This is a genomic window from Actinomadura sp. GC306 (assembly GCF_004348665.1).
In the GTDB taxonomy this organism is placed as follows: domain Bacteria; phylum Actinomycetota; class Actinomycetes; order Streptosporangiales; family Streptosporangiaceae; genus Spirillospora.
In genome coordinates, this window is record NZ_SMKM01000009.1 from 1 (window position 1) to 20,788 (window position 20,788).

A 20,788-nucleotide genomic window follows, 5' to 3' on the forward strand; every position below is an offset into this window, starting at 1 on the left:
CGACAGTCGGGCCCGACGAATGACCGCCGCAGAAAACGAAGAGTCGGTTGGGTCGCGGAGCGACCCAACCGCCCCGGTGAAAGATCGAGGCTAGGGTTCCCCCTCGTCGATGACGAGGTCCGACCGTCTTCCTCCACCTGGTCCGCGCTGGACCGGCCGCACTATGACAACTCGCAAGGCGCCGGAGCCCTGCCTTGAATCATGCGGTTCTCGCCGTAAAGGACCTCAAGATGCGGGCTCGCGAGATACCCTTGCTGGCCATGCGCATCAGTCGACTCACTGTCCAAAATCTCCGAAATCTGGCCAATATTGACCTCCAGCTCGATGCGGGTGCAGTAATTGTTGGAGAGAACCGCTCCGGCAAGAGTAACCTGCTCCATGCTCTCCGCTTGGTGCTCGACCCGACCATGCCCAATAGTGACCGTCGCCTGCGTCGAGAAGATTTCTGGGACGGACTAGGGAAGGGCGCCGATGACTACGATCCGCAAGCGTCCGGGGAAATTATCACTATCTCGGTCGAGATTACCGACTTCGAGGATGAGCCCACAGCGCTGATCGCGCTCAAGGGTGCCCTGCTAGAGACCGACCCTATCCGTGCTCGCCTTACCTTCCGTTGGGGCCCGGCAGATACCGGGGACGAGGGCGCTCAGGCGCCGTACCGCTGGTCGATCGTTGGTGGTGAGAGCGAGGCGCATGTCGGGGGAGATGTTCGTGAATACCTCTTCATCGCCTACCTGCATGCGCTCCGCGATGTTCAGTCAGACATTCGCAACTGGAGGCGCTCACCACTCCGGAGACTCCTGGAAACAGCGGCGGCAGCGGCACCGCAGGAGGCGCTCGGCGGCGTTGAGCAGGCCATGGCTGAGGCAAACGCCCAGTTGAATCAACTGGACGTGATCGAGCAACTCGGTACCAGCATCAGTGCGCGGACTCTTGACATGGTGGGCGACCAACATGCCCTTGAAACGAGCCTAGCCGCAGCACCTCCGGATCCCGTTCGTCTCATCCGAGGGATGAAGCTTTTCGTGGACGGACCCGCGCAGCGTGATCTAGGCAGCGCAAGTCTCGGCACGCTGAACGTGCTGTACTTGGCTCTGCTGGAGCTTGGGCTCGATCAGCAACTCCTGGAGAACGAGATCGCTCACGCCGTGATTGCTGTCGACGAGCCGGAAGCCCATCTGCACCCTCATCTGCAGCGCCTCGTCTTCCGCCGGCTGCTCAACGAAACGCCGCGTACCAGCACAAAGATCGTGACGACTCAGTCGCCGTACATCGCGAGCGTCGCGCCGCCACGGAGCCTTATCGTCTTGCGTACTAACGGTGACCAAACCGTTGCCGCCGCAGCTTCCGATGCCTCGCTGACAGAGCCCGAGTGGGATGACATCGGCCGCTACCTTGATGCGACACGGGCCGAGTTGGTTTTCGCGCGGAGGGTCCTGTTCGTCGAAGGCTATGCCGAGCAAGTCATGGTGCCGGCTCTCGCCCGCGGCCTCGACTTGGAGCTCGACAAGCTCGGAGTCACGGTCTGCGCGATCCACGGCACGCACTTCTCCACGTACGTGCGGTTCGCAGCAGCACTCGGTATTCCCTGGGCAGTTGTCACCGATGGCGATCCAGGCGACGACAAGGACGCCGACAACCCGCTGGCGGGTCAGGTTCGGGCGACCAGGCTGGTGGAGAGACTCGGTGCCGCGGGCTCGCCCGAACAGCACGGCATCTTCTGCGGCACAACCACGTTTGAGTACGACCTCTTCCAGGCTTCCGCTGAGAATCAGGCGACCTGTCGCAGTGTGCTCGCCGAGCTCGTCACGCCCAGGCAGCAGGAGGTGGTCGAAACCTGGCAGCACACCATGCCAGACTGCGCCGAGTTCTTGAAGATGATCGAGCGTGCGGGTGGTAAGGGCCGCTTTGCGCAGCGGCTCGCGCGGCGCGAGCTCACCGCGCCAGACTACGTCGCGGCCGCACTGCAGTACTTGAAGGCCTGATGAGCAAACTCACGGAATCAATCGCTGACCTGAAAGCGAATGCCGGACAGTGGCAGGCGTTCCGAACCGAGGGTCACTGTGTTGTCCTCGCACCTCCCGGCAGCGGCAAGACCAAACTGCTGACTACGCGTGTTGCCTATGACCTCGCGAATCGCATACCGCGTCCGCAGGGAGCTGCCTGCATCACGCTCACCAACCCCGCAGCTGATCAATTGCGTGAACGCATCACCGACCTGGGGGTCGTATCTCGTTCGACGCTCTTTGTCGGGACCGTGCACGGGTTTGCTTTCAGGCGCATCATCACCCCGTTCGCTCGCGCTGCCGGGAGATCCGACGCCGCAGATCTCCAAGTCGCGGACCCCAGGCTCGCACGCAGCTTGCTGGATCAGATCGTTAATCGCAATTTCGAAAGGTACGAGAAGCGCGAGCGGAGGCTGGCGAAGTCCACGATCGAGCACAACCGTAAGCAGCTAGCAACTGATCAACAATGGTTGCGATCTGAGCAGAGGATAGTCCAGGCAGGACGCCAGTACGAGCAAGAGCTGCGCCAGCGTGGCCTTATGGATTTCGACGACATTGTGCGCTTCGCAGTGGAGCTCGTCGAGGGCGATGAGACCGTGCGAAAAGCACTGGTCGCTTGCTACCCGCACCTCTACGTCGACGAGTACCAAGACCTTGCGCCAGGACTTGACCGACTCGTACGTGCGCTGTGCTTCGACTACCGAACGCCCGTCGACTTGTTCGCCGTGGGGGACCCGGACCAAGCCATCTTTGGTTTCACCGGCACCCGGCCCGAGCTCCTACTCGAACTCGCAGCGCGGCCCGGCGTCACGCGAGTGTCGCTCACCGTGAACTATCGGTGCGGCATCGAGATCATTCGCTGTGCCAACCGCCTACTCGCCGACCCTGATCGGGAGATTACTGGCCAACGATCCGGAGGCCGTGTCGAAGCACACCACGAGCCGGGGGGCTTCTCCTCCCAGGCCAATGCTGCGGCACAAATTATCCGCACTGCTATGGCTTCCGGAACTCCACTGCACGAGGTGGTGGTCCTCTGCGCTACTAACACAGACTGCGAATCCGCGGCTGCGGGGCTCCGCGCGCAGAGTCTCCCCGTGTATGTCCGCGGTTCGGAGTATGACCGCACCCCAGCCACGCAACTCATCGAAGGTCTGGCTGCTTGGACCACCCTGGGGCGAGAACGCAGCGGTCACCGCCTGAGCGATCTGCTCTACCGGTGGCGCGACGCTATGGGAGACCAATGGAGCAAACGAGGCGAAACGAAGCTTGTAGAGAAGATGCTAGAGCTGTGCAAGAAGGTGGATGCGCCGGCGACGCAGCTGATCGACGAGCTTGACCTCCTTGGACTCACCAGTGCGCTCGAGAAGGCGAAGCGGGGGGACGACGCGGCCTCCATTACGGACATGATGGCGGCACTCACGAACGGCAGCCTCAGAGGTCACACAATCACCGAGCTTGGCGAGCGGGCCCGCAATGCAGACCGAATCGAAGTCACCACAATGACATCAGGTAAGGGGCTAGAGTTCGACGTTGTCATCATCCTCGGCGCCGAAGATGGCGTTATCCCATTCTTTGCCTCAACTGAGGGCTCCAAAGAAATGAGCGAAGATCGCCGGAAGTTCTACGTTTCGATTACGCGAGCTCGGGAATCTGTCGATATCTTTTACTCCGGTTTTACGGTTACGCAGTACGGCGCAAGACATAATCCGCCGAGCAGGTTTATCAGGCAACTTGGGATCAGCACCTAGCCGAGCAGTTCGCTTTGGAAGTCGACCGTAGCGCCTCTGTCCATGGTTTAAAGGCTGGGTAATGGCAGCCGCGTAGAGGGCGTTGGTCCAGGCGCTCGGGCCGTCCTCTCTTGTGGGTACCCACGCTGGTCGTGCGGCTCTCTCATGGCCATGAGCGGGCGTTGCCGTATTGATCAGGCTGACTTGCTGGGCGCAGAGCCGCCTTACATTCCGCGGAGAGCGGGAAGCCTGGCGGTGTCTGCGAACCAGGGAAGTGACCTGGGTGGCTAACCGTCCCGAGATGGGAGGTCTCCCGGCGCGCCCTGTCTGATTCCTCGCTAGGGGCTGCCGCACGAGCTCGCTTCTTCGAAGCGAGTACTCACCCAGGATAATGGGAGGCCAGCGGTTGGAAGGTCAGCGGTGCGTTCTCGCGTAGAGAGGGACAGGCTGCAAGGGGCCGAGGAGGTGGGGCGAGCACGAGTGGCAGGCGCCCCCCTGGGGCGGGGACGCAACTCGTCGCTGCTTGGTGGGTCGGGGGCTAGCTGTACCCGGCCGTCACGTTGGTGACAGACGGCTGGTGGGTGGCGGCGGACTGGACGGCGTTGCGTAGGGCTGCGCGGGTCAGTAGGAGGACGGGGCCGGCCGGGTCTTTGCTGTCCCGCACCGCGACCAGCGCATCGGCCGCGTCTGCCAGTTCGACGCAGTTGCCTCCGCTTGAGGTGCTGCGGCTGCTTCGGCGCCAGGCAACGTTGCTCAGGTCCATTTCTCTATTGCCTTCCTAATGACTTCGCGCGAGGCATCTTCGGTGAGTGCTCGTGCACGAAGCTCGATCAGAGTTCGTGCCAGAGTGGACAGGTCTGCTGGGTTGTCCGTTGCGATGCCGCGGATGGCTGTCTCGACGTAGGCAACCTCGCTGCGGTCCTCCATCGTTGCAATCATGAAGTCACCTGAGTTGCCGGTGTGCTCACCGCTTGCCAAGACTACTTGGATCGTGATGTTCGGCAACATGCCCATGGTGAGCAGGTGCTCCAGCTGCTCCTTCATCGTCTCGGCGGAGCCGACTTGCCGGTAAAGGGCATGCTCGTCGAGCAGCAGCACAAAGAGCGTCGGGGGAGTTCCATCGTCCCTGGTGAGGATGGACTGGCGCCGCAGGCGGAGGTCTATCGCTTCCTGGTTGCCCTTCAGTAGGACCGACATGTACGCCGGGGTCTGCAGCAGCCCGGGGATCACGCCGTGCTCCCAGCAGACCAGCATTACCGCATCGCCCTCTATCTGTGGCCAGTCGAACCAGACGGGCACAGGGTGACCGTCCTTGTTCAGGTCCTCCCACAGAGCGATCAGCGCTCCGCCTGCCTCCAGGTGGTCGTCCACGATCTCTACGAAGGGCCGTGTGGCGCGCTTCTTTCCCGCCTCGATACGGCTCACCTGCGCAGGGCTGACCTTTGTGAGATGAGCGATCGTCTCCTGCTTGATGCCCTTGGCCTCCCGCAGCCGGCGCATCTGCCGACCGAAGGCGATAAGCGCAGCTGACTCCCTGGGGCGCTGCCGTCGTACTGCCGCCATGATCGCTTTTTCCCCTCTCGGCAACTTACTGCCTGATGCGCCTCCTTACCGCTCAACGCCACTTGAGGGCGGCAAGACGAACGGTAGCCCAGATAGTGGCTCAATGTGTGCTGTACGCCACACACGGTGAGGAGAGGTCGATGGGCTGCGCAGCGGAGAACGAGATGGTGGTGAAGCAGGACCTCAAGGCGGTCGCGGAGGTGCGGCGTTTCGTGCGGCTGGTCGCCGGTCAGTGGGGCATGGACGACTTCGTCCCGTGCCTGGTGGCGAGCGAGCTGGTCACCAACGCGCTGCAACACGCGGCGTCGGCGGCGGACGAGGAGGTGATCTTGCGGCTGAGTCGCACCGAGGACGACGCCCTATGGATGGAGGTCCAGGACGCCGGTTGCGACCTCCCGCACCTGCTGGCGGCCGATAAGTCCAGCGAGACGGGCCGTGGCTTGTTCATCGTCGACCAGTTCGCGCGCTGCTGGGGCATCCGTGCCTTGGCCGACAACGCCGGGAAGGTCGTCTTCGCGGTCATCGACCGCACGTGAAAGATCACGGAGGGGCGTCCCCGCTCTGCCGCCGGCTGCCTGACCCTGCCCTGCCGAGGGCTGTAACGCTTCTGAGTCGAGTTACATCGGTGACCCCGAGGGGAAGACGCAGCGGTTCTGTTGCCGTCTGCGAGCAGTTTCAGCGGGGGCGGGCACTCTCGGTGGGCTCGCGCCGACCGGAATGCGTGAACCGGAAAGCTCCGAAGTGCTCCTGCAACCTGCGCCGGGCCTCTGCGGTCAGCATTGCTGATGCTTTTGAGCTACAGCACGCCACGCCGATGCTTAAAGTGGCGGGCGGGTGTGGGATGGGAGAGGGTGGACGCAGACGGTTGAACCGTCTGGTGACGCGCTCTGCAAGCCTGGACTGAGAGGAACCCTGCACGGTCCCAGCGGGTGCTAGGTCTCGGGTAAGCCGGGGCGACAGCCTCTCTTAATACAGCCCGGTAGCGAGTCGAACCCGAAGGTCTCGCCGGTTCCGCTGACGCGGGGCAAGAAATGGAAAACGCAAGCGTTATCGGCTGGGACCGGGCGCGGTCCCCAGCGGGGGGACGGGATCGGGCGCGATCCCGGGTCAGGAGGCTGATGGTCGAAGAGGGCAGTGCCGAGTCCGCGTCGAGCATGGCGAAGCGGCGCAACCGCCGGACTCGTAGCGAGTCGAAGCGGAGGCGTGTGTTGTACATCCTGCTCTCTGATGATGAGCATGCGGCGGTGTCGAGGGCGGCGGAGCGGGAGCACCTGGCGACTGCGGCGTGGGCGGCACTGACGCTGCTGGCCGCGGCGGACGGGACGACGCGAGCAGAGCACACCCAGGTGCGTGAGGTACTGCAGGCCGTCATGCAGGCGCGTGGTCAGGCGCAGCGGATCGGCGTCAATCTCAACCAGGCGGTCACCGCACTGAACTCGGGAGAGGTGTCGTCGACGATCCAGTGGTACGCCCACGCCGCAGCACGGACGGTCCGCAAGCTGGACGCTCTGGCCGACGAGCTGCGAAGGCGGCTGCCATGACAGCGCCCACCACCGCCCTGAAACTCACGGTACCGAGCATCCCAGGGTGATCGGGAAGGTTCTACGTGGTGTCCGGGTCCAAGGGCTGCTCCGTTACCTCTACGGCCCGGGTGTCAACGGTGAGCATCACGATCCACACATTGTGGCGGGCTTCGGGGACGCAGCCGCCCTGGATCCGGTGGTGGGCACCGATGGTCGCCGCGACTTTCGCCACCTAGAGGGGGTGCTGACTCAGCCGCTGGCGCTGCTGGGTGAACGCAACTACCGCAAGCCCGTCTGGCACTGCGCCGTCCGGGCCGCTCCAGAGGACCCGGTCCTGACCGATGGGCAATGGGCGCAGATCGCGGCCGAGATCATGCACCGGACGGGCATGGCTCCGGCAGGGGACGTGGACGCCGTCCGTTGGATCGCCGTCCGGCACGCTGACGACCACGTCCACATCGTGGCCACGCTGGCGCGGCCGGACGGCATTCGTCCGGAGGTCTGGAACGACGGGTACCGGGTCCGCGACGCCTGCCGGGTCGTGGAGCAGCAGTTCGGTCTGCGGTCCACGGCGCCAGCGGATCGGACGGCGGCGCGGCGACCCAAACGCGGTGAGACCGAGAAGGCCGTCCGCCGTGGTCAGCCAGTGCCGTCCCGCACCCTCCTGCGACAGAAGGTCCAGACGGCGGCCGCCGGCGCCGACAGCGAAAGGGAGTTCTTCGGGCGCCTCCGCGCAGACGGTGTCCTGGTGCGTCAGCGGTTCAGCCAGCGGACGGCCGGTGAGCTGACGGGGTATGCGGTGGCCGTGCCCGGCGATGTGAACGCAGACGGGCAGCCGGTCTGGTACGGGGGCGGCAAGCTCGCCGCCGAGCTCACACTGCCCAAACTTCGCCACCGCTGGGCAGGTGCGGATAGCTCCGTCCGCGACTCGTCCGCCATCCGCCGACTGAACGGACGGCACCTGTCCCCGCGGACGAAGCAGGCCATGCTGCGGACGACCGTCCGCCGCGCCGCCGACGAAGCCCGGACGGCCACCGAGTTCCTCGACCAGCTCCAGGACTGCGGCCTCCTGGTCAAGGTTCGCTACAGCCAGCAGGTCTCCGGTCAGATCACCGGCTATGCCGTCGCGCTTCCCACCGAGCCCGCCGACGAAGAACCGGCTTGGTATTCAGTAAGCCGCCTCGCCGACGACCTCTCGCTGACGCGCCTCCAGCAACGGTGGGCATCACCCACCGCGCACCACGTGCCATCCACCGGCCACAACGATCTGACCACTGAGGAACGACAGGCGTTCTACGACGACGCGGCCCGCGCCGCCGCCTACGCCACCGCCCAGATCCGACGTCACCTGGCCATCAACCCGTACGCGGTCCAAGACGCCTGCTGGGCCGCCTCCGATGCCCTCCACACCGCCGCCCAGGCCACCGGCAACCAGCACCTGCGCCGCGCTGCCCACACCTACGACCGCGCGGCCCGCGCACCCTACGGGCGTCTCCCACAGCCCACCCCGGCCGGCAACGCCCTGCGCACCGCAGCCCGGCTCCTTGCGCTCACCGGCTCGGCGCAGAACCAGGCGACGCAGTCGGCCCTGATGCTCGTCGCCAACCTCATCACCCTGCTCGACACCATCGCTGAGCTGCGCCGACTCCAGAGTCGCCAGGCCCAAGCCGACGCGGCCCGGAAGGCTGCCGCGCAGGTTCGCGAAGTGGGACTCGCCGACCCCGCCAACAGGTCACAACCGAACGCACAGGCGGCCGTGCCCTCGCAAGCACGCCTGGCCATGGCCGCCTTCCCCAATCCGTGGGCGCCACTACCCATGACGTCCGGCAGACCCGCGCCTCCTAGCCCCTCGGCACCACCGCGCCCAGGCCGACAGCGCAGGTAACAGTCGCCACTGGGAAGACCTCGACCTATTGCCAAGCACCGAGACACGGAGGCATCTGAATGCAGACCATGCGATATGAAGACCTCAACGCACTTCCCACGGTCGTCAGCATCATGACCGCAGCCCGCGCCCTGGGACTATCCCGCACATACGCCTACAATCTGGCCAAACGCGGCGAGTTCCCATGCCGCGTCATCCGAATCGGCACCACCTACCGAGTGCCGACCGCGGAACTCCGCAAGTTGCTCGGCGTGACATAGGCCGCCCGGGAGCCGCGCACCCCGGGATGCCGACGATGAGACTCGGCATCCCGGGAGCCGGTGCTTCACCCCCGCCAGAGGCAGCCATAATCTGGCGTTGCGACGATCTACTAATGGGTACGTTAGCGGATGATCTTGCTCGGGTCGGTCCTGGACGGGCCGGTAAGGCGGCTCAGCAGGCTTCGGGGGCTTGAGCCTGAGTGTGGGTTCAGCCGACCTTCGGGGTGGCGCGGTCGATGATCGGGGCCAGGTCCAATCCCGGCGGGAGAGTGCCGAAAGCGGATCCCCAGTCGCCCGCGAGGCGGGATGCGCAGAAGGCGTCCGCGACGGCCGGGTGGCCGTGCCTGACCAGCAGTGATGCCTGGAGGACGAGGGCCAGGCGCTCGGCTACGCGGCGGGCGCGGAGCTCGATCGTTGCGGTGTCGGTGAAGGCGTCCTTGGCGTCCTGCACGGCTGCGTCGAGGCGCTTGTCGGCCCCTTGCGCAAGCTCGACCTCGGTGAAGAACGCGTCCAGTGTCTGCGGCTCGCGTAGGATCGCGCGGAGGAGATCGAGAGCCGCGACGTTGCCGGAGCCCTCCCAGATTGAGTTCAACGGGGACTCGCGGAAGAGGCGGGGCATGCCCGATTCCTCTACGTAGCCGTTGCCGCCCAGGCATTCGAGGGACTCGGCGGCGTGGGTCGGCCAGCGCTTCGTGATCCAGTACTTGCTGACCGCCAGGCCCAGGCGCTTGAACGCGGTTTCGGTCTCGTCGCCGCGTACCGAGCGGTCCGTTGCGCCCGCCAGGCGGAGCATCGTGATCGTGGCGGCCTCCGACTCGATCGCCAGGTCCGCGAGGACGTTGCGCATCAGCGGCTGGTCGATCAGGTACGCGCCGAACGCCTTGCGGTGGGCGGCGTGGTGGGCGGCGGACGTGACGCCGTGCCGCATCCCGGCCGCGGCGCCGATCACGCAGTCCAGCCGGGTCATGTTGACCATCTCGATGATCGTGCGGACGCCGCGGCCCTCGTCGCCGACCCGCCAGGCGACCGCGTTCTCGTACTCCACCTCGGAGGACGCGTTGGACTTGTTGCCGAGCTTGTCCTTGAGGCGCATCAGCCGCAGGGAGTTGAGCTCCCCGTCCGGCAGGACGCGTGGGACCAGGAAGCAGGTGAGGCCGTCCGGCGCCTGGGCCAGGGTGAGGAACACGTCGCACATTGGCGCGCTGGTGAACCACTTGTGGCCGACCAGGCGGTACGTCCCGTCCGGTTGCGGGGTGGCCTGGGTGGTGTTGGCGCGGACGTCCGAGCCGCCCTGCTTCTCCGTCATCGACATGCCGGCGAGCAGCGCGTTCTTCGTCAGCGGGGCGCGCAGGCCGTAGTCGTATTCGCGTTTGGCGAGGAGCGGCTCGTACTGCGCGGCGAGCTCGGGGGAGCGGCGCAGGGCGGGGACGGCCGCGTACGTCATCGAGATCGGGCAGCCGTGGCCCGCGTCCACGCGCCAGGTGTAGAACTTGGCGGCCCGTGCGACGTGTGCGCCGGGACGGGGGTCGACCCAAGGGGAACCGTGGAGGCCGTGCGTCACTGCGACGTTCATCAGTTCGTGCCAGGACGGGTGGAACTCGACCTCGTCGATGCGGTGCCCGTACCGGTCGTGGGTGCGCAGGACGGGCGGGTGCTCGTTGGCGAGGCGGCCCCATTCTTGGGCGCGTTCCGTGCCCGCCAGGCGGCCGAGTTCGCGGACCTCCGGCTCGGCCCAGGCGGCGCCCTCGCGCGCCAGCCCGTCCAGCAGGACCGCCTCGTCGGCCACGTCGTGACCGGCGAGCGGGGGTACCTGGTTGAAGACCTCGTGCGTCACCGTGCCGCTCCCACGCGCTGCTCAAGGGGTGTCCACCACGCAGGATACAGAACCGGGTTCGGGCAACCATTGATCCTGCCCCTGCCCCGGCCGGAGGTCCATCCTCCTCAAGGGGTGAGGCGATCTCGTCCCCGCGGCGGATTGTCCGGCCCTCGCGGGGGCATAACTTCGGAAGCATGAGTCAGTCCAGTCCGCAGCCTGAGCGGCCCTCCCCGTGCCGCCCGCGGGACCGGCGGCAGGACCTGCTTCCCGACCGGCCCGGCACCGACGCCGCAGGGGACGCGATACGGGCCTCCGACGCCGAGCGGGAGGCCGTCGTCGAGCGGCTGCGGATCGCCTCCGTCGAGGGGCGGCTGACGTTCGAGGAGCTGACCGAGCGCAGCGAGGCCGCCTACGCGGCCGTCACCCGCGGCGAACTCGACGGCATCACCGCCGACCTGCCCGGCATGGGCGCCCCCGGCGCCAACCCCGCGCCCCGCCAGGTGCAGCGCAAGTTCAGCGCGGTCATGGGCGACTGCAAGGAGCGCATCGTCGGGCGGATCGACGGGCCGCTGGAGGCCGTGGCGGTCATGGGCGACGTGCAGCTCGACCTGCGCGGCGCCCAGGTCCCGACCGGGGAGATCAGCATCTCCGCCACGGCGGTCATGGGCGACGTGAAGATCATCGTGCCGGACGGCGTCAGTGTCGTGCTGTCGGGCCACGCCTTCCTCGGTGACCGCAAGGTCAACGTCCGGGAGGCGCAGCCGGGCGCCCGGGTGCCCGTCGTCCGCGTCGCCGCCCACGCCGTGATGGGCGACGTCAAGATCGTGGACGACGAGCACCACGCCCCGTTCCGCCGCGCCGTGGCCGACTGGTGGCGCGACCGGAAGTGAGCCGCCGGGCCTACGGCTGGTGGTGGCGGGAGTCGTCGTGGCGTTCGGCCTCCTCGACGCCCTCCTCGTCCGGAGGCAGGGTGTCCGGGTGCTCGTAGCGCACGCCGGGGGTGCCGGTGCCGCTGGTCTCCTCACCGTCCGGGACGGTCCGGCCGCGGGCGTCGGAGCGCTCGTTGATCGGGCCGAACTCGCGGTCGTGGGTCTCTTCCGGCTCGTGTCCGAGATCTTCCCGTTTCATGGAAGGCCGCATACCCGCCATCCCCGGCGTCGAACGCCCCGTCAGACCGCCGTGGCCGCCGAGGACGTGACGAGCGCCTCGTCGTAGCGGTGGACGATCACCCGCGCGACCTCCGGGGCCGCGCCCAGGACGGGCGAGACCGCCGCGGCGCCGGCGGCCAGCGCCGCGTTCTCGACCTTGTCGGCGAAGTAGCCGGGCGCGAGGAAGTACGACGCCACCGCGACGCGGGGCGCGCCCGCCGCCAGGAGCGCCGCCACCGCCTCGGCCGGTCCGGGGGCGGCGGCCGACGCGTAGGCGGGGACCACGTCCCACCAGCCGCGCGGCCGCCACTCGCGGGCCAGCCGGGCGATCGTCGCGTTGGCGGAGGCGTCGCTGGAGCCCGCCGAGACCAGGACGACGGCCGTGTCCGGATCACCCGGCTCGACCCCGGCCTCGGCCAGGCGGCGCTCCAGGGCGTCCATCAGCAGCGGGTGCGGGCCCAGCGTCCCGGCCGTGTGGAGCCGCAGCCGGGGGTGCCGGCCCCGCACCCGGTTCAGGACGCCCGGGAGGTCGGTCTTGCTGTGGTACGCGGCGGTGAGCAGGAGCGGGAGGACGACCGTGTCCTCCGCGCCGCCGCGGGCCAGGCCGTCCAGGACGCGGTCGGGCGCGGGCGGGCCGTGGTCGAGGAACGACGCGTGGACCGCGAGGTCCGGCCGGAGGTCCCGGACGGCGGTGAGCAGCTCCGCGACGGTCGCGGCGGCACGGGGGTCGCGGCTCCCGTGGGCCACCGCGACCATCGGCGGGCGGCTCACAGGTGGATTCCGCACTCGACCTTGCCCATCCCGGCCCAGCGGCCGCTGCGGGGGTCCTCGCCGTCCGCGACCGGGCTGGTGCACGGCGCGCAGCCGATCGACGGGTAGCCGTCGTAGTGCAGGGGGTTGACGAGCACTCCGTTGTCCTCGATGTAGTTGTCCATGTCCTCCTGGCTCCAGTCCAGGATCGGGTTCACCTTGACCATCCCGCGCCTGCGGTCCCACTCGACGACGCGGCGGTCGCGGCGGGTGGCGGTCTCGTCCCGGCGGATGCCGCTGAACCACGCCATGTAGCCCTCCAGCGCGCGGCCGAGCGGCTCGACCTTGCGCAGGTGGCAGCACAGGTCGGGGTTGCGGCCGAACAGCCGCGGGCCGAGCGCGGCCTCCTGCTCCTCGACCGTGCGGGACGGGGTGACGTTGACGACGTTCACCGGGTAGACGGCCTCGACCGCGTCCCGGGTGCCGATCGTTTCGGCGAAGTGGTAGCCGGTGTCGACGAACAGGACGTCGATGCCGGGCTTCACCTTCGACACCAGGTGGATCAGGGCCGCGTCCGACATGGACGAGGTGAGGCAGATGCGGTCGCCGAACGTGGCGGCGGCCCAGCGGATGATCTCCAGCGTGGGCGCGCCGTCCAGCGCGGCGGAGGCCGATTCGACGATGTCTTCCAGGTCAAGGGTAGGTCTGTCGGTCTCCAGGAGGGTCACCGAGGGATCTCCTTGCTCGCGGTGCCGGGGACGCCGACACCGAGGAATTTCAACGTGAAGGATCGGACGCAGTCGGGGCAGTACCACGAACCGTGCTCCTCGCGCGGTTCGAGATGCTCTTCGCCGCAGTAGGGGCAGTAGAACGGCGCCATCCGCTCGCCGCGCGGTGACGCCGAGCTCACTTCAGGTCCGCCTCATCGGCGCGCTGCACCCACTCGGCGAACGTCTCCTCCCCGTCCCGCTGCTCGTCGTAGTTGCGGACGACCCGCTCGACGTAGTCGGTCAGCCCCGCCGAGGTGGTCTTCAGCCCGCGGACCTTCTTGCCGAACGTGGCGCCGAGCTGCCCGCCCAGGTGGATCTGGAAGCCCTCGACCTGGTCGCCGTTCTCGTCCACGACGAGCTGGCCCTTCAGGCCGATGTCGCCGACCTGGATGCGGGCGCAGGCGTTCGGGCAGCCGTTGACGTTGATGGTCAGCGGCCGGTCGAAGTCGGGGAGCCGCTTCTCCAGCTCGTCGATCAGGTCCATGGCGCGCTGCTTGGTGTCGACGATCGCGAGCTTGCAGTACTCGATGCCGGTGCAGGCCATCGTGTGCCGCCGGAACGTGGACGGGCGGACCTGCAGGTCGTGCTTGGCCAGCTCGTCGGCGAGCGCCTCGGTGTTCTCCTCCGGGACGTCCAGGATGACCATCTTCTGCTCGATGGTCGTCCGCACCCGGCCGGAGCCGTAGCGGTCGGCCAGCTCGCCGATGACGCCGAGCATCTCGCCGCTGACCCGGCCGGCGCGCGGGGCGAACCCGACGTAGAAGTTGCCGTCCTGCTGCGGGCGGATCCCGACGTGGTCGCGGCTGGCGAGCGGCGCGGCGGGCTCCGGGCCGTCCGGCAGCGCGTAGCCGAGGTACTCCTTCTCCAGCACCTCGCGGAACTTCGCCGCGCCCCAGTCCTTCACCAGGAACTTCAGCCGGGCGCGGCTGCGCAGCCGCCGGTAGCCGTAGTCGCGGAAGATCGACGTGACGCCGTGCCAGACCTCGGTGGCCTGCTCCGGCTTGACGAACACGCCGAGGCTCTGCGCGAACATCGGGTTGGTGGACAGCCCGCCGCCGACGTAGACCTGGTAGCCGGTCTCGCCGTCCTCGTTCACCACGCCCACGAACGCGATGTCGTTGATCTCGTGGACGGTGCAGTGCGAGGTGCAGCCCGACAGCGCCGTCTTGTACTTGCGCGGCAGGTTCGAGAACTCGGGGGAGCCGATGTAGCGGTCGTGGATGTCGCGCAGCTGCGGGGTCGCGTCGATGACCTCGTCGGCGGCGATCCCGGCCAGCGGGCAGCCGATGATGGTGCGCGGGACGTCCCCGCACGCCTCCATCGTGTGCAGGCCCACCGCTTCGAGGGCCTCCCAGATCGCCGGGACGTCCTCGATCCGCACCCAGTGCAGCTGGACGTTCTGCCGGTCGGTGATGTCGGCGGTGTTGCGGGCGTACCGGGTGGAGATGTCGGCGATGGTGCGCAGCTGCGGGCCGCTCAGCTGACCGCCGTCGATCCGCACCCGCATCATGAAGTAGCGGTCTTCGAGCTCCTCGTCCTCCAGCGCGCCGGTCCGGCCGCCGTCGATGCCCGGCTTGCGCTGCGTGTACAGGCCCATCCACCGGAAGCGGCCCCGCAGGTCGGCGGGGTCGATGGAGTCGAAGCCGGTCTTGGAGTAGATGTCGATGATGCGCTGGCGAACGTTCAGGCCGTCGTCGTTCTTCTTGAGCTCTTCGTTCTTGTTGAGCGGTTCGCGGTAGCCGAGGGCCCACTGGCCCTCGGCCTTCTTGCGCTTGATCGCGGGTGGCACGGCGCGCGTCCTCGTCTGTGGTCGTGAGGGACGCGTAGCGCACCGGCGCTCTGAGGCAGCCGGCTCGACGCTGAGCAGGGTGATGTCAAAGGTGACGCCGATGCACCACGCGCCCGGCTGAGCTGGGGCTGCGTGGTCGGGGCGTCACCGACAGATCGCGCTGCGGACGCGCAGGAAGTCCACGTGCCGGCGCTTGGCCAGCAACGGGTCCGCAGCAGTCATACCTGAACCATGACACGGCGTCTCGGGGGCTGTCCAGTGACGTCCGGCATGCGGACGGGTGACATGCGTCATCCCTGCCGCCGCCAGTTCACCGGGGGCTCGCCCTCTTCCCCGGTCACCGGGGTGCCGGCGCGGCTCTCGCGGCGCTGCGCTCCCGGCGTGGCCGGTGCGGGCCGGTGCTGGCAGTCGCACCACGAACCGCCGCGGCACTCCCCGTGGCGGTGGTCTCGGCAGGACTGGCAGATCATGCCTCCATTGTCGCCTATGACGGCCGATGCCCGGTTCATCGGAAATGATCATGATCGGGATGACGTTCCCGGTCGTCGAAGCGGGTATGAGCGAGGCGATGCGCAGGGGACGGGCCACGCGCCCGCGCGACGGAAGGGCTGGGGAGGCGGTCGCGACGCGACGCGACGCGCAGGGCACCGAAATGGGCGAGGGGACATGTTCCGGACCCGCAACGCTCTACGGTGGGGCGGTGTGACCACCGTCTCCGACGCCGAGGGCGTCCCGCCGCGCGGGGACTCCGAACACGACGAGGGCCGGGGGGCCGGCCCGGCCGCCCGGGGTGACGTCCACCCGCCCGAGGGGGCGGCCGAGCCCCTGGACGGTCCCGAAGCGAGCGTCCCGCCGGAGCTGCGGTCGGGGGAGGCGGCGCCGGGCATCGCCGCCCGGTCGGCCGAACGCGTCCGTTCCGGCGCCGGCACCGTGCTCGGCGTCGTCTGGGCGCTCACCAAGGGCACCGCGTCCAAGGCGTTCCGCTACCGGGTGACCGGGCTGGCGGCCGAGGCCGCGTTCTTCGCGCTGCTGTCGCTGCCGCCGCTGGTCATCGGGCTGATCGGCACGATGGGGCACCTGAGCGGGCTCTTCCAGCCGGGCACCGTCTCCGAGATCCGCACCTGGGTGATCGAGCAGGCCCGGACGGTGCTGACCGGCCCGGCGGTCGACACGGTCGTCGTCCCGCTGATCGACGACGTGATCCGCGGCGGGAGCCCGGACATCGTGTCGCTGAGCTTCCTGCTGTCGCTGTGGGCGGGCTCGCGGGCGACGAACGTCTACATCGACACGATCAGCATCGCCTACGGGCTGTCCGGCATCCGCGGCGTGGTCCGCACCCGGCTGCGCGCGTTCTTCCTGTACCTGATCGGCCTGCTGGTCTTCCTGATCGTCATCCCGCTGCTGGTGGCGGGGCCCGCGCTGGTGCAGCAGGTGGTGCCGGAGAGCGCCGGGCTCGTCCAGGCGCTCTACTGGCCGGTGGTGGTGACCCTGTCGATCATCTTCCTGGCGACGCTGTACCACCTGAGCGTCCCGGTGCGGACGCCCTGGCGGCGGGACCTGCCCGGGGCCGTCCTCGCGCTGCTGATCTGGATCGTCGGCAGCTTCGGCCTGCGGATCTTCCTCGCCGGGTCGCTCAGCGGCGTCTCGGTGTACGGGTCGCTGTCGGCCGCCATCGCCGTCCTCGCCTGGCTGTACGTGGCGGCGCTCGCGGTGCTGATCGGCGCCGCGCTGAACGCCGAGATCGACCGGCTGTGGCCGACCGCCGACACCGCGCGGGCGCGGGCCGTGCGCGACGCGGCGGAGGACAGGGCGGAGGAGGACGGGGCGGAGGACGGGGCGGAGATCACGGACGGCCCGGAAAGTAAATAAACCTCCCGCGAGGTCCTGATAAGGCAAAACATGTCGTAACCTCGCCTGACATGACCCCCCGAGAGGAGACCGGCCGGCTCCGGACCGTGACCGGCATGATCGCGGCGTCCGAGGTGACCGGGCCGGTGCTGTCCCACGAGCACCTGCAGCTCGACCTGCGCTGGGCCGCGCGCCCGCAGCTCGTCGAGTCCGACCCGGGCCGCGTCCTGGACGAGGAGAAGACCGTCCAGCGCGAGCTGAACACGCTCCGCAAGGAGCACGGCCTCGGCCTCGTCGTCGACCTCACCTGCTCCGGCATGGGACGCAACGCCGCCGCCCTCGCCCGCATCAGCGCGGGCGCCCGGGTGGCCGTGGTCGCCGGGACGGGGGTGTTCACCGAGCCGTTCCACCCGGCCTACGTCCGCGAGACCCTCGCGGCCGGCACCGGGCCGGAGGGGCCGTCGGGGGTCGAGCGCCTGGCCGAGCGGCTGCTCGCGGAGGTCGGCTTCGGCATGGACGGCACCAACGCCCTGCCCGGGGTCATCGGCGAGATCGGCACGTGGGGCGAGGCGCCGACGGAGACCGAGGAGCTGTGCCTGCGCGCCGCCGCCCGCGCCGCCCGGTACTCCGGGCTGTCGGTGGCGACCTACGGCCGCGCGGGCCTGGCCCAGCTGGAGATCCTCACCGCCGCCGGGCTGCCCCCGAACCGGGTCGCGGTCGGCCAGCAGGACCGGGTCGACGACCCCGGCCAGCACCGCAAGATCGCCGAATCCGGGGGCTACGTGGCGTTCGGCACCCTCGGCCTGGCGGGCGAGGACCACGCGGCGATCGGCGCCCGGGTCCGCTGCGTCATGGACCTGCTGGAGGCCGGGCACTCCTCCCGGGTGCTGCTGAGCACCGGCGTCTCCCGGCGGGCGCAGCTCACCCGCTACGGCGGCGGCGGCTTCGGCTACCTGTTCGGCACGTTCCTGCCCGCGCTGCGCGCGGCGGGCGCCGACGACGCCACCCTTGACGCGATCATGCGCGAGAACCCGCTCCGCTGGCTCACCGGCGCCTGACCGCGCCCGGCCGGCTGGTCGCGCCCGCGGGAACCGCCCGGGGCCGGCCCCGTTATGCCCGTGAGCGGCGCTGTACGCGCCTGTAAGGGCCGTGGAGTGGGTAGGGGTGGCCTCGGAAGGAGGTTCGCCGATGTCCTGGAACAGACCCGCACGCGACGACCTCCGGCAGCGCGAGGACGAGTCGCGAGGCGCGGGCCACCAGCGCGGTGTGAGCGTCCGGCTGCCCTACGCCGACCGGGCGGAGGCGGGCCGGGTGCTCGCCGAGCGGCTCGCCCCGATGGGCCTGGACGGCGCGGCCGTCCTCGCCCTGCCGCGGGGCGGCGTGCCCGTCGGCTACGAGATCGCGCGGCGGCTGGGCTCCCGGCTCGACGTCCTGGTGACCCGCAAGATCGGCTATCCGCCGCAGCCCGAGCTGGGCGTCGGGGCGATCGCCGAGGGCGGCGCGCCGGTGTTCGACGCCGGGCTGCTGGCCCGGCTGCGGCTGCGCGCGGAGGATCTGGCGGCCACGGTCGCCGCCGAGCGCGCCGAACTGGACCGCCGGGTCGAGGTGTACCGGCGCGGCCGGCCGCTGCGGGAGCCGGCGGGCCGGCCGGTGATCGTGGTGGACGACGGCCTGGCCACCGGGGGCACCGCGCGGGCGGCCGTGCGGGCGCTGCGCGAGCGCGGGCCGTCCCGGCTGGTCCTCGCGGTGCCGGTGGGCGCCGCCGAGACCGTGCGCGCCCTGGCGGCCGAGGTGGACGACCTGGTCGTGCCCGCCGCACCGGGGGAGTTCCGCGCCGTGGGCCAGTGGTACCGCGACTTCGAGCAGCTCACCGACGCGGACGTGATCGCCTGGCTGGACCGCGCGGCCCGGAGCGGGGAGCCGGGCTGACGCCGCGGAGAATTGGTGCGGCGACTTTCTGAAAAATGGCCGCACGGAGCGGGCGGCTGCGGTAAAAGCGCGGGTTCACCGGAAAGTCGGGGAGCGATCTGTGTCACAACCGGTGACCCGGGGTGAAGTGTCCGGTTCCCGGGTGGGCGGATCCGGTTCCGGGCACGCAAACGGCCCCGCGATGCGGGGCCGTGTCGTTTTCTCGGTGGCGTGCCGGGGTTCGCGATGGGAGCGTTTCTGGCGGCCTGCGCGCTCGGCTAGGCGGCGTTGGCGCGGCGCATCCGGCGACGGCGCTCGGACGCGCGCTCGTCTTCGTTCAGACCGCCCCACGTGCCGTACTTCTCGGGCCTGGAGACCGCGTAGTCCAGGCACTCCGTGCGGACGGGGCAGCCCATGCAGATCTGCTTCGCCTTGCGCTCGCGGATCTCTCGCTCGGGCTGACGCTCACCGTCGGGACCGAAGAAGAGGACGAGGTCTTCCCCCCGGCACGCCGCGGCGTCCTGCCAGCCCCAGCTGGGACGAGGGAGGTTTGCCTGCCGACGTACCTGAGCCATGGAACACCCACCTTGATTGGTTTCGAACAATTTCAGGACATGGACGCCCGACATGCTTCGGGTGACATGAAGTCAGAAGCGCCGAATGGTCCAACGTCCGGAGTTGCCGCTCTGTTCCCCGCCCGGTTGCGCCGGAAACCTGGGGACGTGCGACGGGAGACCCTCGAATGGGGCCTCAAAGAGATTACACGAGTGCCGCCTCGTTGAGAAGGGTGAGTTCCCTAACAACGTAGGTTTTCAAGTTCTCCCCGCAGTCGGGCCCGCAGGGGGACGACTGCCGGACGGACTCGATGACGACCCGGTAACGGCTCTCCTGTACAGCAACGACCGTTTCGTAGCGGGATGTTCCCCCAGTGACGGACACCACGGTCACCTCGTCCACTCCGAGGCGCCCGGTGTGGGCGCGGACGAAGTGCTCCGCCGCCTGCGCGGGCTCCGGCAGGCCGCCGCGCCCGCGCAGCCGGTCCAGGGCGACGTCCCCGCGCAGGTAGGCGTCGGCCGCCGTCACCGCGTGGGTTTCGTCGAGGTCGCCGTAGTAGAGCCCGTGGGGAAGACATACCAAATTCGCTGCAAATCGGTCACCGCCGACATGGGTGGTTTCCCAGACAAGCCGCTCGAAACGTGCAGTGAGCGCGCGGGCCAGCGGAGCGCCCGTACGGGCGCAGCAGGCGTTGCGGCGCCCGTGCGTGCAGACCAGCAGCACCGGCTCGGCCACCGGCTCCCCGAGACCGGGGGAGCGGCCCGCGGCCAGCGCGCCCAGGTCGAGCGCCGCCAGCCCGGCGGGGTCGGCCAGTTCCCGGCCCTCGATCCAGACGTCGGTGCCGCGCGAGAAGGCGGCGTAGACCTGGACGGGCGGGACGCCGCGGCGGCGGCCCGCCCGGCGGATCAGCTGGGGCCGCACGCCGGCCCGCTGCGCGGCGCGTACGGCCTCGGCGATCGGGGCAGGGGAGACGAGGTCCTCGATGCGCTCCGGCCACGGGCCCGGGTGCTCGATGAGCAGCCAGGCGCCCGCCTTGGCGGTCGCGCTCGCCAGGCACGGCCGCTCCCCGGTGTGGCTGCCGGGACAGTGCCCGCAGCCGTTGCCGCGCGTCAAGGAGAACCCCCCCGTCGATCTTCATTGATTAGGTAAGGGTAACCTAACAGGCGGCGCCGAAACATGGCGGGGCCGAATTCGCCGTTCCGGGCGAATCCCGAGGTGGGGCGGTGGGTACCCGGTGCCC

Annotated in this window: 21 protein-coding genes; 10 read left to right on the forward strand and 11 right to left on the reverse strand. The window is 69.1% G+C overall.

The genetic code is table 11. The annotated features are described in order from the left end of the window. Window positions 1-230 precede the first annotated feature (230 nt). Both E1200_RS02550 and E1200_RS02555 read left to right on the forward strand, forming a co-directional pair. Window positions 231-1,985 carry an AAA family ATPase gene (locus E1200_RS02550; RefSeq protein WP_207933102.1) on the forward strand — a complete coding sequence of 585 codons (1,755 nt, stop codon included), beginning with the start codon at window positions 231-233 and terminating at the stop codon, window positions 1,983-1,985. Next, window positions 1,985-3,754, forward strand: a complete 1,770-nt coding sequence (locus E1200_RS02555) for an ATP-dependent helicase (protein ID WP_131950127.1) — start codon at window positions 1,985-1,987, stop codon at window positions 3,752-3,754. Before E1200_RS02550 ends, E1200_RS02555 begins: the two co-directional genes overlap by 1 nt. A gap of 517 nt (window positions 3,755-4,271) precedes the next feature. On the opposite strand, the gene E1200_RS02560 is transcribed toward E1200_RS02555, so the two are convergent. Both E1200_RS02560 and E1200_RS02565 read right to left on the reverse strand, forming a co-directional pair. Beyond that, window positions 4,272-4,496 (reverse strand): DUF397 domain-containing protein, encoded by a 225-nt coding sequence (locus tag E1200_RS02560; protein ID WP_131950128.1) that lies wholly within the window; start codon window positions 4,494-4,496, stop codon window positions 4,272-4,274. Next, complete coding sequence (locus tag E1200_RS02565; protein ID WP_131950129.1) at window positions 4,487-5,296, reverse strand: helix-turn-helix transcriptional regulator; 810 nt, start codon at window positions 5,294-5,296, stop codon at window positions 4,487-4,489. Before E1200_RS02565 ends, E1200_RS02560 begins: the two co-directional genes overlap by 10 nt. Before the next feature lie 140 nt (window positions 5,297-5,436). Here E1200_RS02565 and E1200_RS02570 point away from each other — a divergent pair, with 140 nt between their 5' ends. From E1200_RS02570 to E1200_RS02585, 4 genes are all read left to right on the forward strand, one after another. Further along, complete coding sequence (locus tag E1200_RS02570) at window positions 5,437-5,832, forward strand: ATP-binding protein (RefSeq protein ID WP_165950172.1); 396 nt, start codon at window positions 5,437-5,439, stop codon at window positions 5,830-5,832. Window positions 5,833-6,414: 582 nt separating this feature from the next. After that, window positions 6,415-6,837 carry a hypothetical protein gene (locus E1200_RS02575; protein WP_131950131.1) on the forward strand — a complete coding sequence of 141 codons (423 nt, stop codon included), beginning with the start codon at window positions 6,415-6,417 and terminating at the stop codon, window positions 6,835-6,837. 46 nt (window positions 6,838-6,883) lie between these two features. Beyond that, window positions 6,884-8,704: a hypothetical protein gene (locus E1200_RS02580; protein WP_131950132.1), complete on the forward strand. Its 1,821-nt coding sequence runs from the start codon at window positions 6,884-6,886 to the stop codon at window positions 8,702-8,704. Between the two features lie 113 nt (window positions 8,705-8,817). Continuing rightward, window positions 8,818-8,964, forward strand: a complete 147-nt coding sequence (locus tag E1200_RS02585; protein ID WP_243708303.1) for a helix-turn-helix domain-containing protein — start codon at window positions 8,818-8,820, stop codon at window positions 8,962-8,964. 208 nt (window positions 8,965-9,172) lie between these two features. Here E1200_RS02585 and E1200_RS02590 read toward each other — a convergent pair whose 3' ends face one another. Next, on the reverse strand, window positions 9,173-10,798 hold the full coding sequence (locus tag E1200_RS02590) for an acyl-CoA dehydrogenase family protein (RefSeq protein ID WP_131950133.1): 1,626 nt from the start codon (window positions 10,796-10,798) through the stop codon (window positions 9,173-9,175). 176 nt (window positions 10,799-10,974) lie between these two features. Here E1200_RS02590 and E1200_RS02595 point away from each other — a divergent pair, with 176 nt between their 5' ends. Further along, window positions 10,975-11,670, forward strand: a complete 696-nt coding sequence (locus E1200_RS02595) for a DUF1707 domain-containing protein (RefSeq protein ID WP_165950173.1) — start codon at window positions 10,975-10,977, stop codon at window positions 11,668-11,670. Window positions 11,671-11,680: 10 nt separating this feature from the next. Here the strand turns inward: E1200_RS02595 and E1200_RS02600 are convergent, their stop codons facing one another. From E1200_RS02600 to E1200_RS02625, 6 genes are all read right to left on the reverse strand, one after another. Continuing rightward, complete coding sequence (locus E1200_RS02600; RefSeq protein ID WP_131950134.1) at window positions 11,681-11,908, reverse strand: hypothetical protein; 228 nt, start codon at window positions 11,906-11,908, stop codon at window positions 11,681-11,683. Window positions 11,909-11,949: 41 nt separating this feature from the next. Further along, entirely contained in the window at window positions 11,950-12,684 is a 735-nt protein-coding gene (locus E1200_RS02605; protein WP_131950169.1) for a sirohydrochlorin chelatase, read from the reverse strand. A gap of 11 nt (window positions 12,685-12,695) precedes the next feature. Continuing rightward, entirely contained in the window at window positions 12,696-13,406 is a 711-nt protein-coding gene (locus E1200_RS02610; protein WP_131950135.1) for a phosphoadenylyl-sulfate reductase, read from the reverse strand. Further along, window positions 13,403-13,588 (reverse strand): Insertion element protein, encoded by a 186-nt coding sequence (locus E1200_RS02615; RefSeq protein WP_243708301.1) that lies wholly within the window; start codon window positions 13,586-13,588, stop codon window positions 13,403-13,405. Before E1200_RS02615 ends, E1200_RS02610 begins: the two co-directional genes overlap by 4 nt. Further along, the gene (locus tag E1200_RS02620; RefSeq protein WP_131950136.1) at window positions 13,585-15,237 is read right to left on the reverse strand and encodes a nitrite/sulfite reductase; all 1,653 of its coding nucleotides are present in this window, start codon (window positions 15,235-15,237) and stop codon (window positions 13,585-13,587) included. Before E1200_RS02620 ends, E1200_RS02615 begins: the two co-directional genes overlap by 4 nt. Window positions 15,238-15,527: 290 nt before the next feature. Beyond that, a complete protein-coding gene (locus E1200_RS02625) occupies window positions 15,528-15,746 on the reverse strand; it encodes a hypothetical protein (protein ID WP_131950137.1) in 219 nt (72 codons plus the stop codon). Window positions 15,747-15,939: 193 nt separating this feature from the next. Here E1200_RS02625 and E1200_RS02630 point away from each other — a divergent pair, with 193 nt between their 5' ends. The 3 genes from E1200_RS02630 to E1200_RS02640 all read left to right on the forward strand — a co-directional run bounded on the left by E1200_RS02630 (window position 15,940) and on the right by E1200_RS02640 (window position 19,014). Beyond that, on the forward strand, window positions 15,940-17,106 hold the full coding sequence (locus E1200_RS02630; protein WP_243708302.1) for a YihY/virulence factor BrkB family protein: 1,167 nt from the start codon (window positions 15,940-15,942) through the stop codon (window positions 17,104-17,106). A gap of 50 nt (window positions 17,107-17,156) precedes the next feature. Continuing rightward, a complete protein-coding gene (locus tag E1200_RS02635; RefSeq protein WP_131950139.1) occupies window positions 17,157-18,143 on the forward strand; it encodes an aryldialkylphosphatase in 987 nt (328 codons plus the stop codon). Between the two features lie 130 nt (window positions 18,144-18,273). Then, on the forward strand, window positions 18,274-19,014 hold the full coding sequence (locus E1200_RS02640; RefSeq protein WP_131950140.1) for a phosphoribosyltransferase family protein: 741 nt from the start codon (window positions 18,274-18,276) through the stop codon (window positions 19,012-19,014). Window positions 19,015-19,271: 257 nt separating this feature from the next. On the opposite strand, the gene E1200_RS02645 is transcribed toward E1200_RS02640, so the two are convergent. Both E1200_RS02645 and E1200_RS02650 read right to left on the reverse strand, forming a co-directional pair. Beyond that, window positions 19,272-19,568, reverse strand: coding sequence for a WhiB family transcriptional regulator (locus E1200_RS02645; RefSeq protein WP_021600082.1), 297 nt, complete (start codon window positions 19,566-19,568; stop codon window positions 19,272-19,274). A 184-nt stretch (window positions 19,569-19,752) separates the two neighbouring features. Beyond that, a complete protein-coding gene (locus E1200_RS02650) occupies window positions 19,753-20,661 on the reverse strand; it encodes a sucrase ferredoxin (protein WP_131950141.1) in 909 nt (302 codons plus the stop codon). Between the last annotated feature and the right edge of the window lie 127 nt (window positions 20,662-20,788).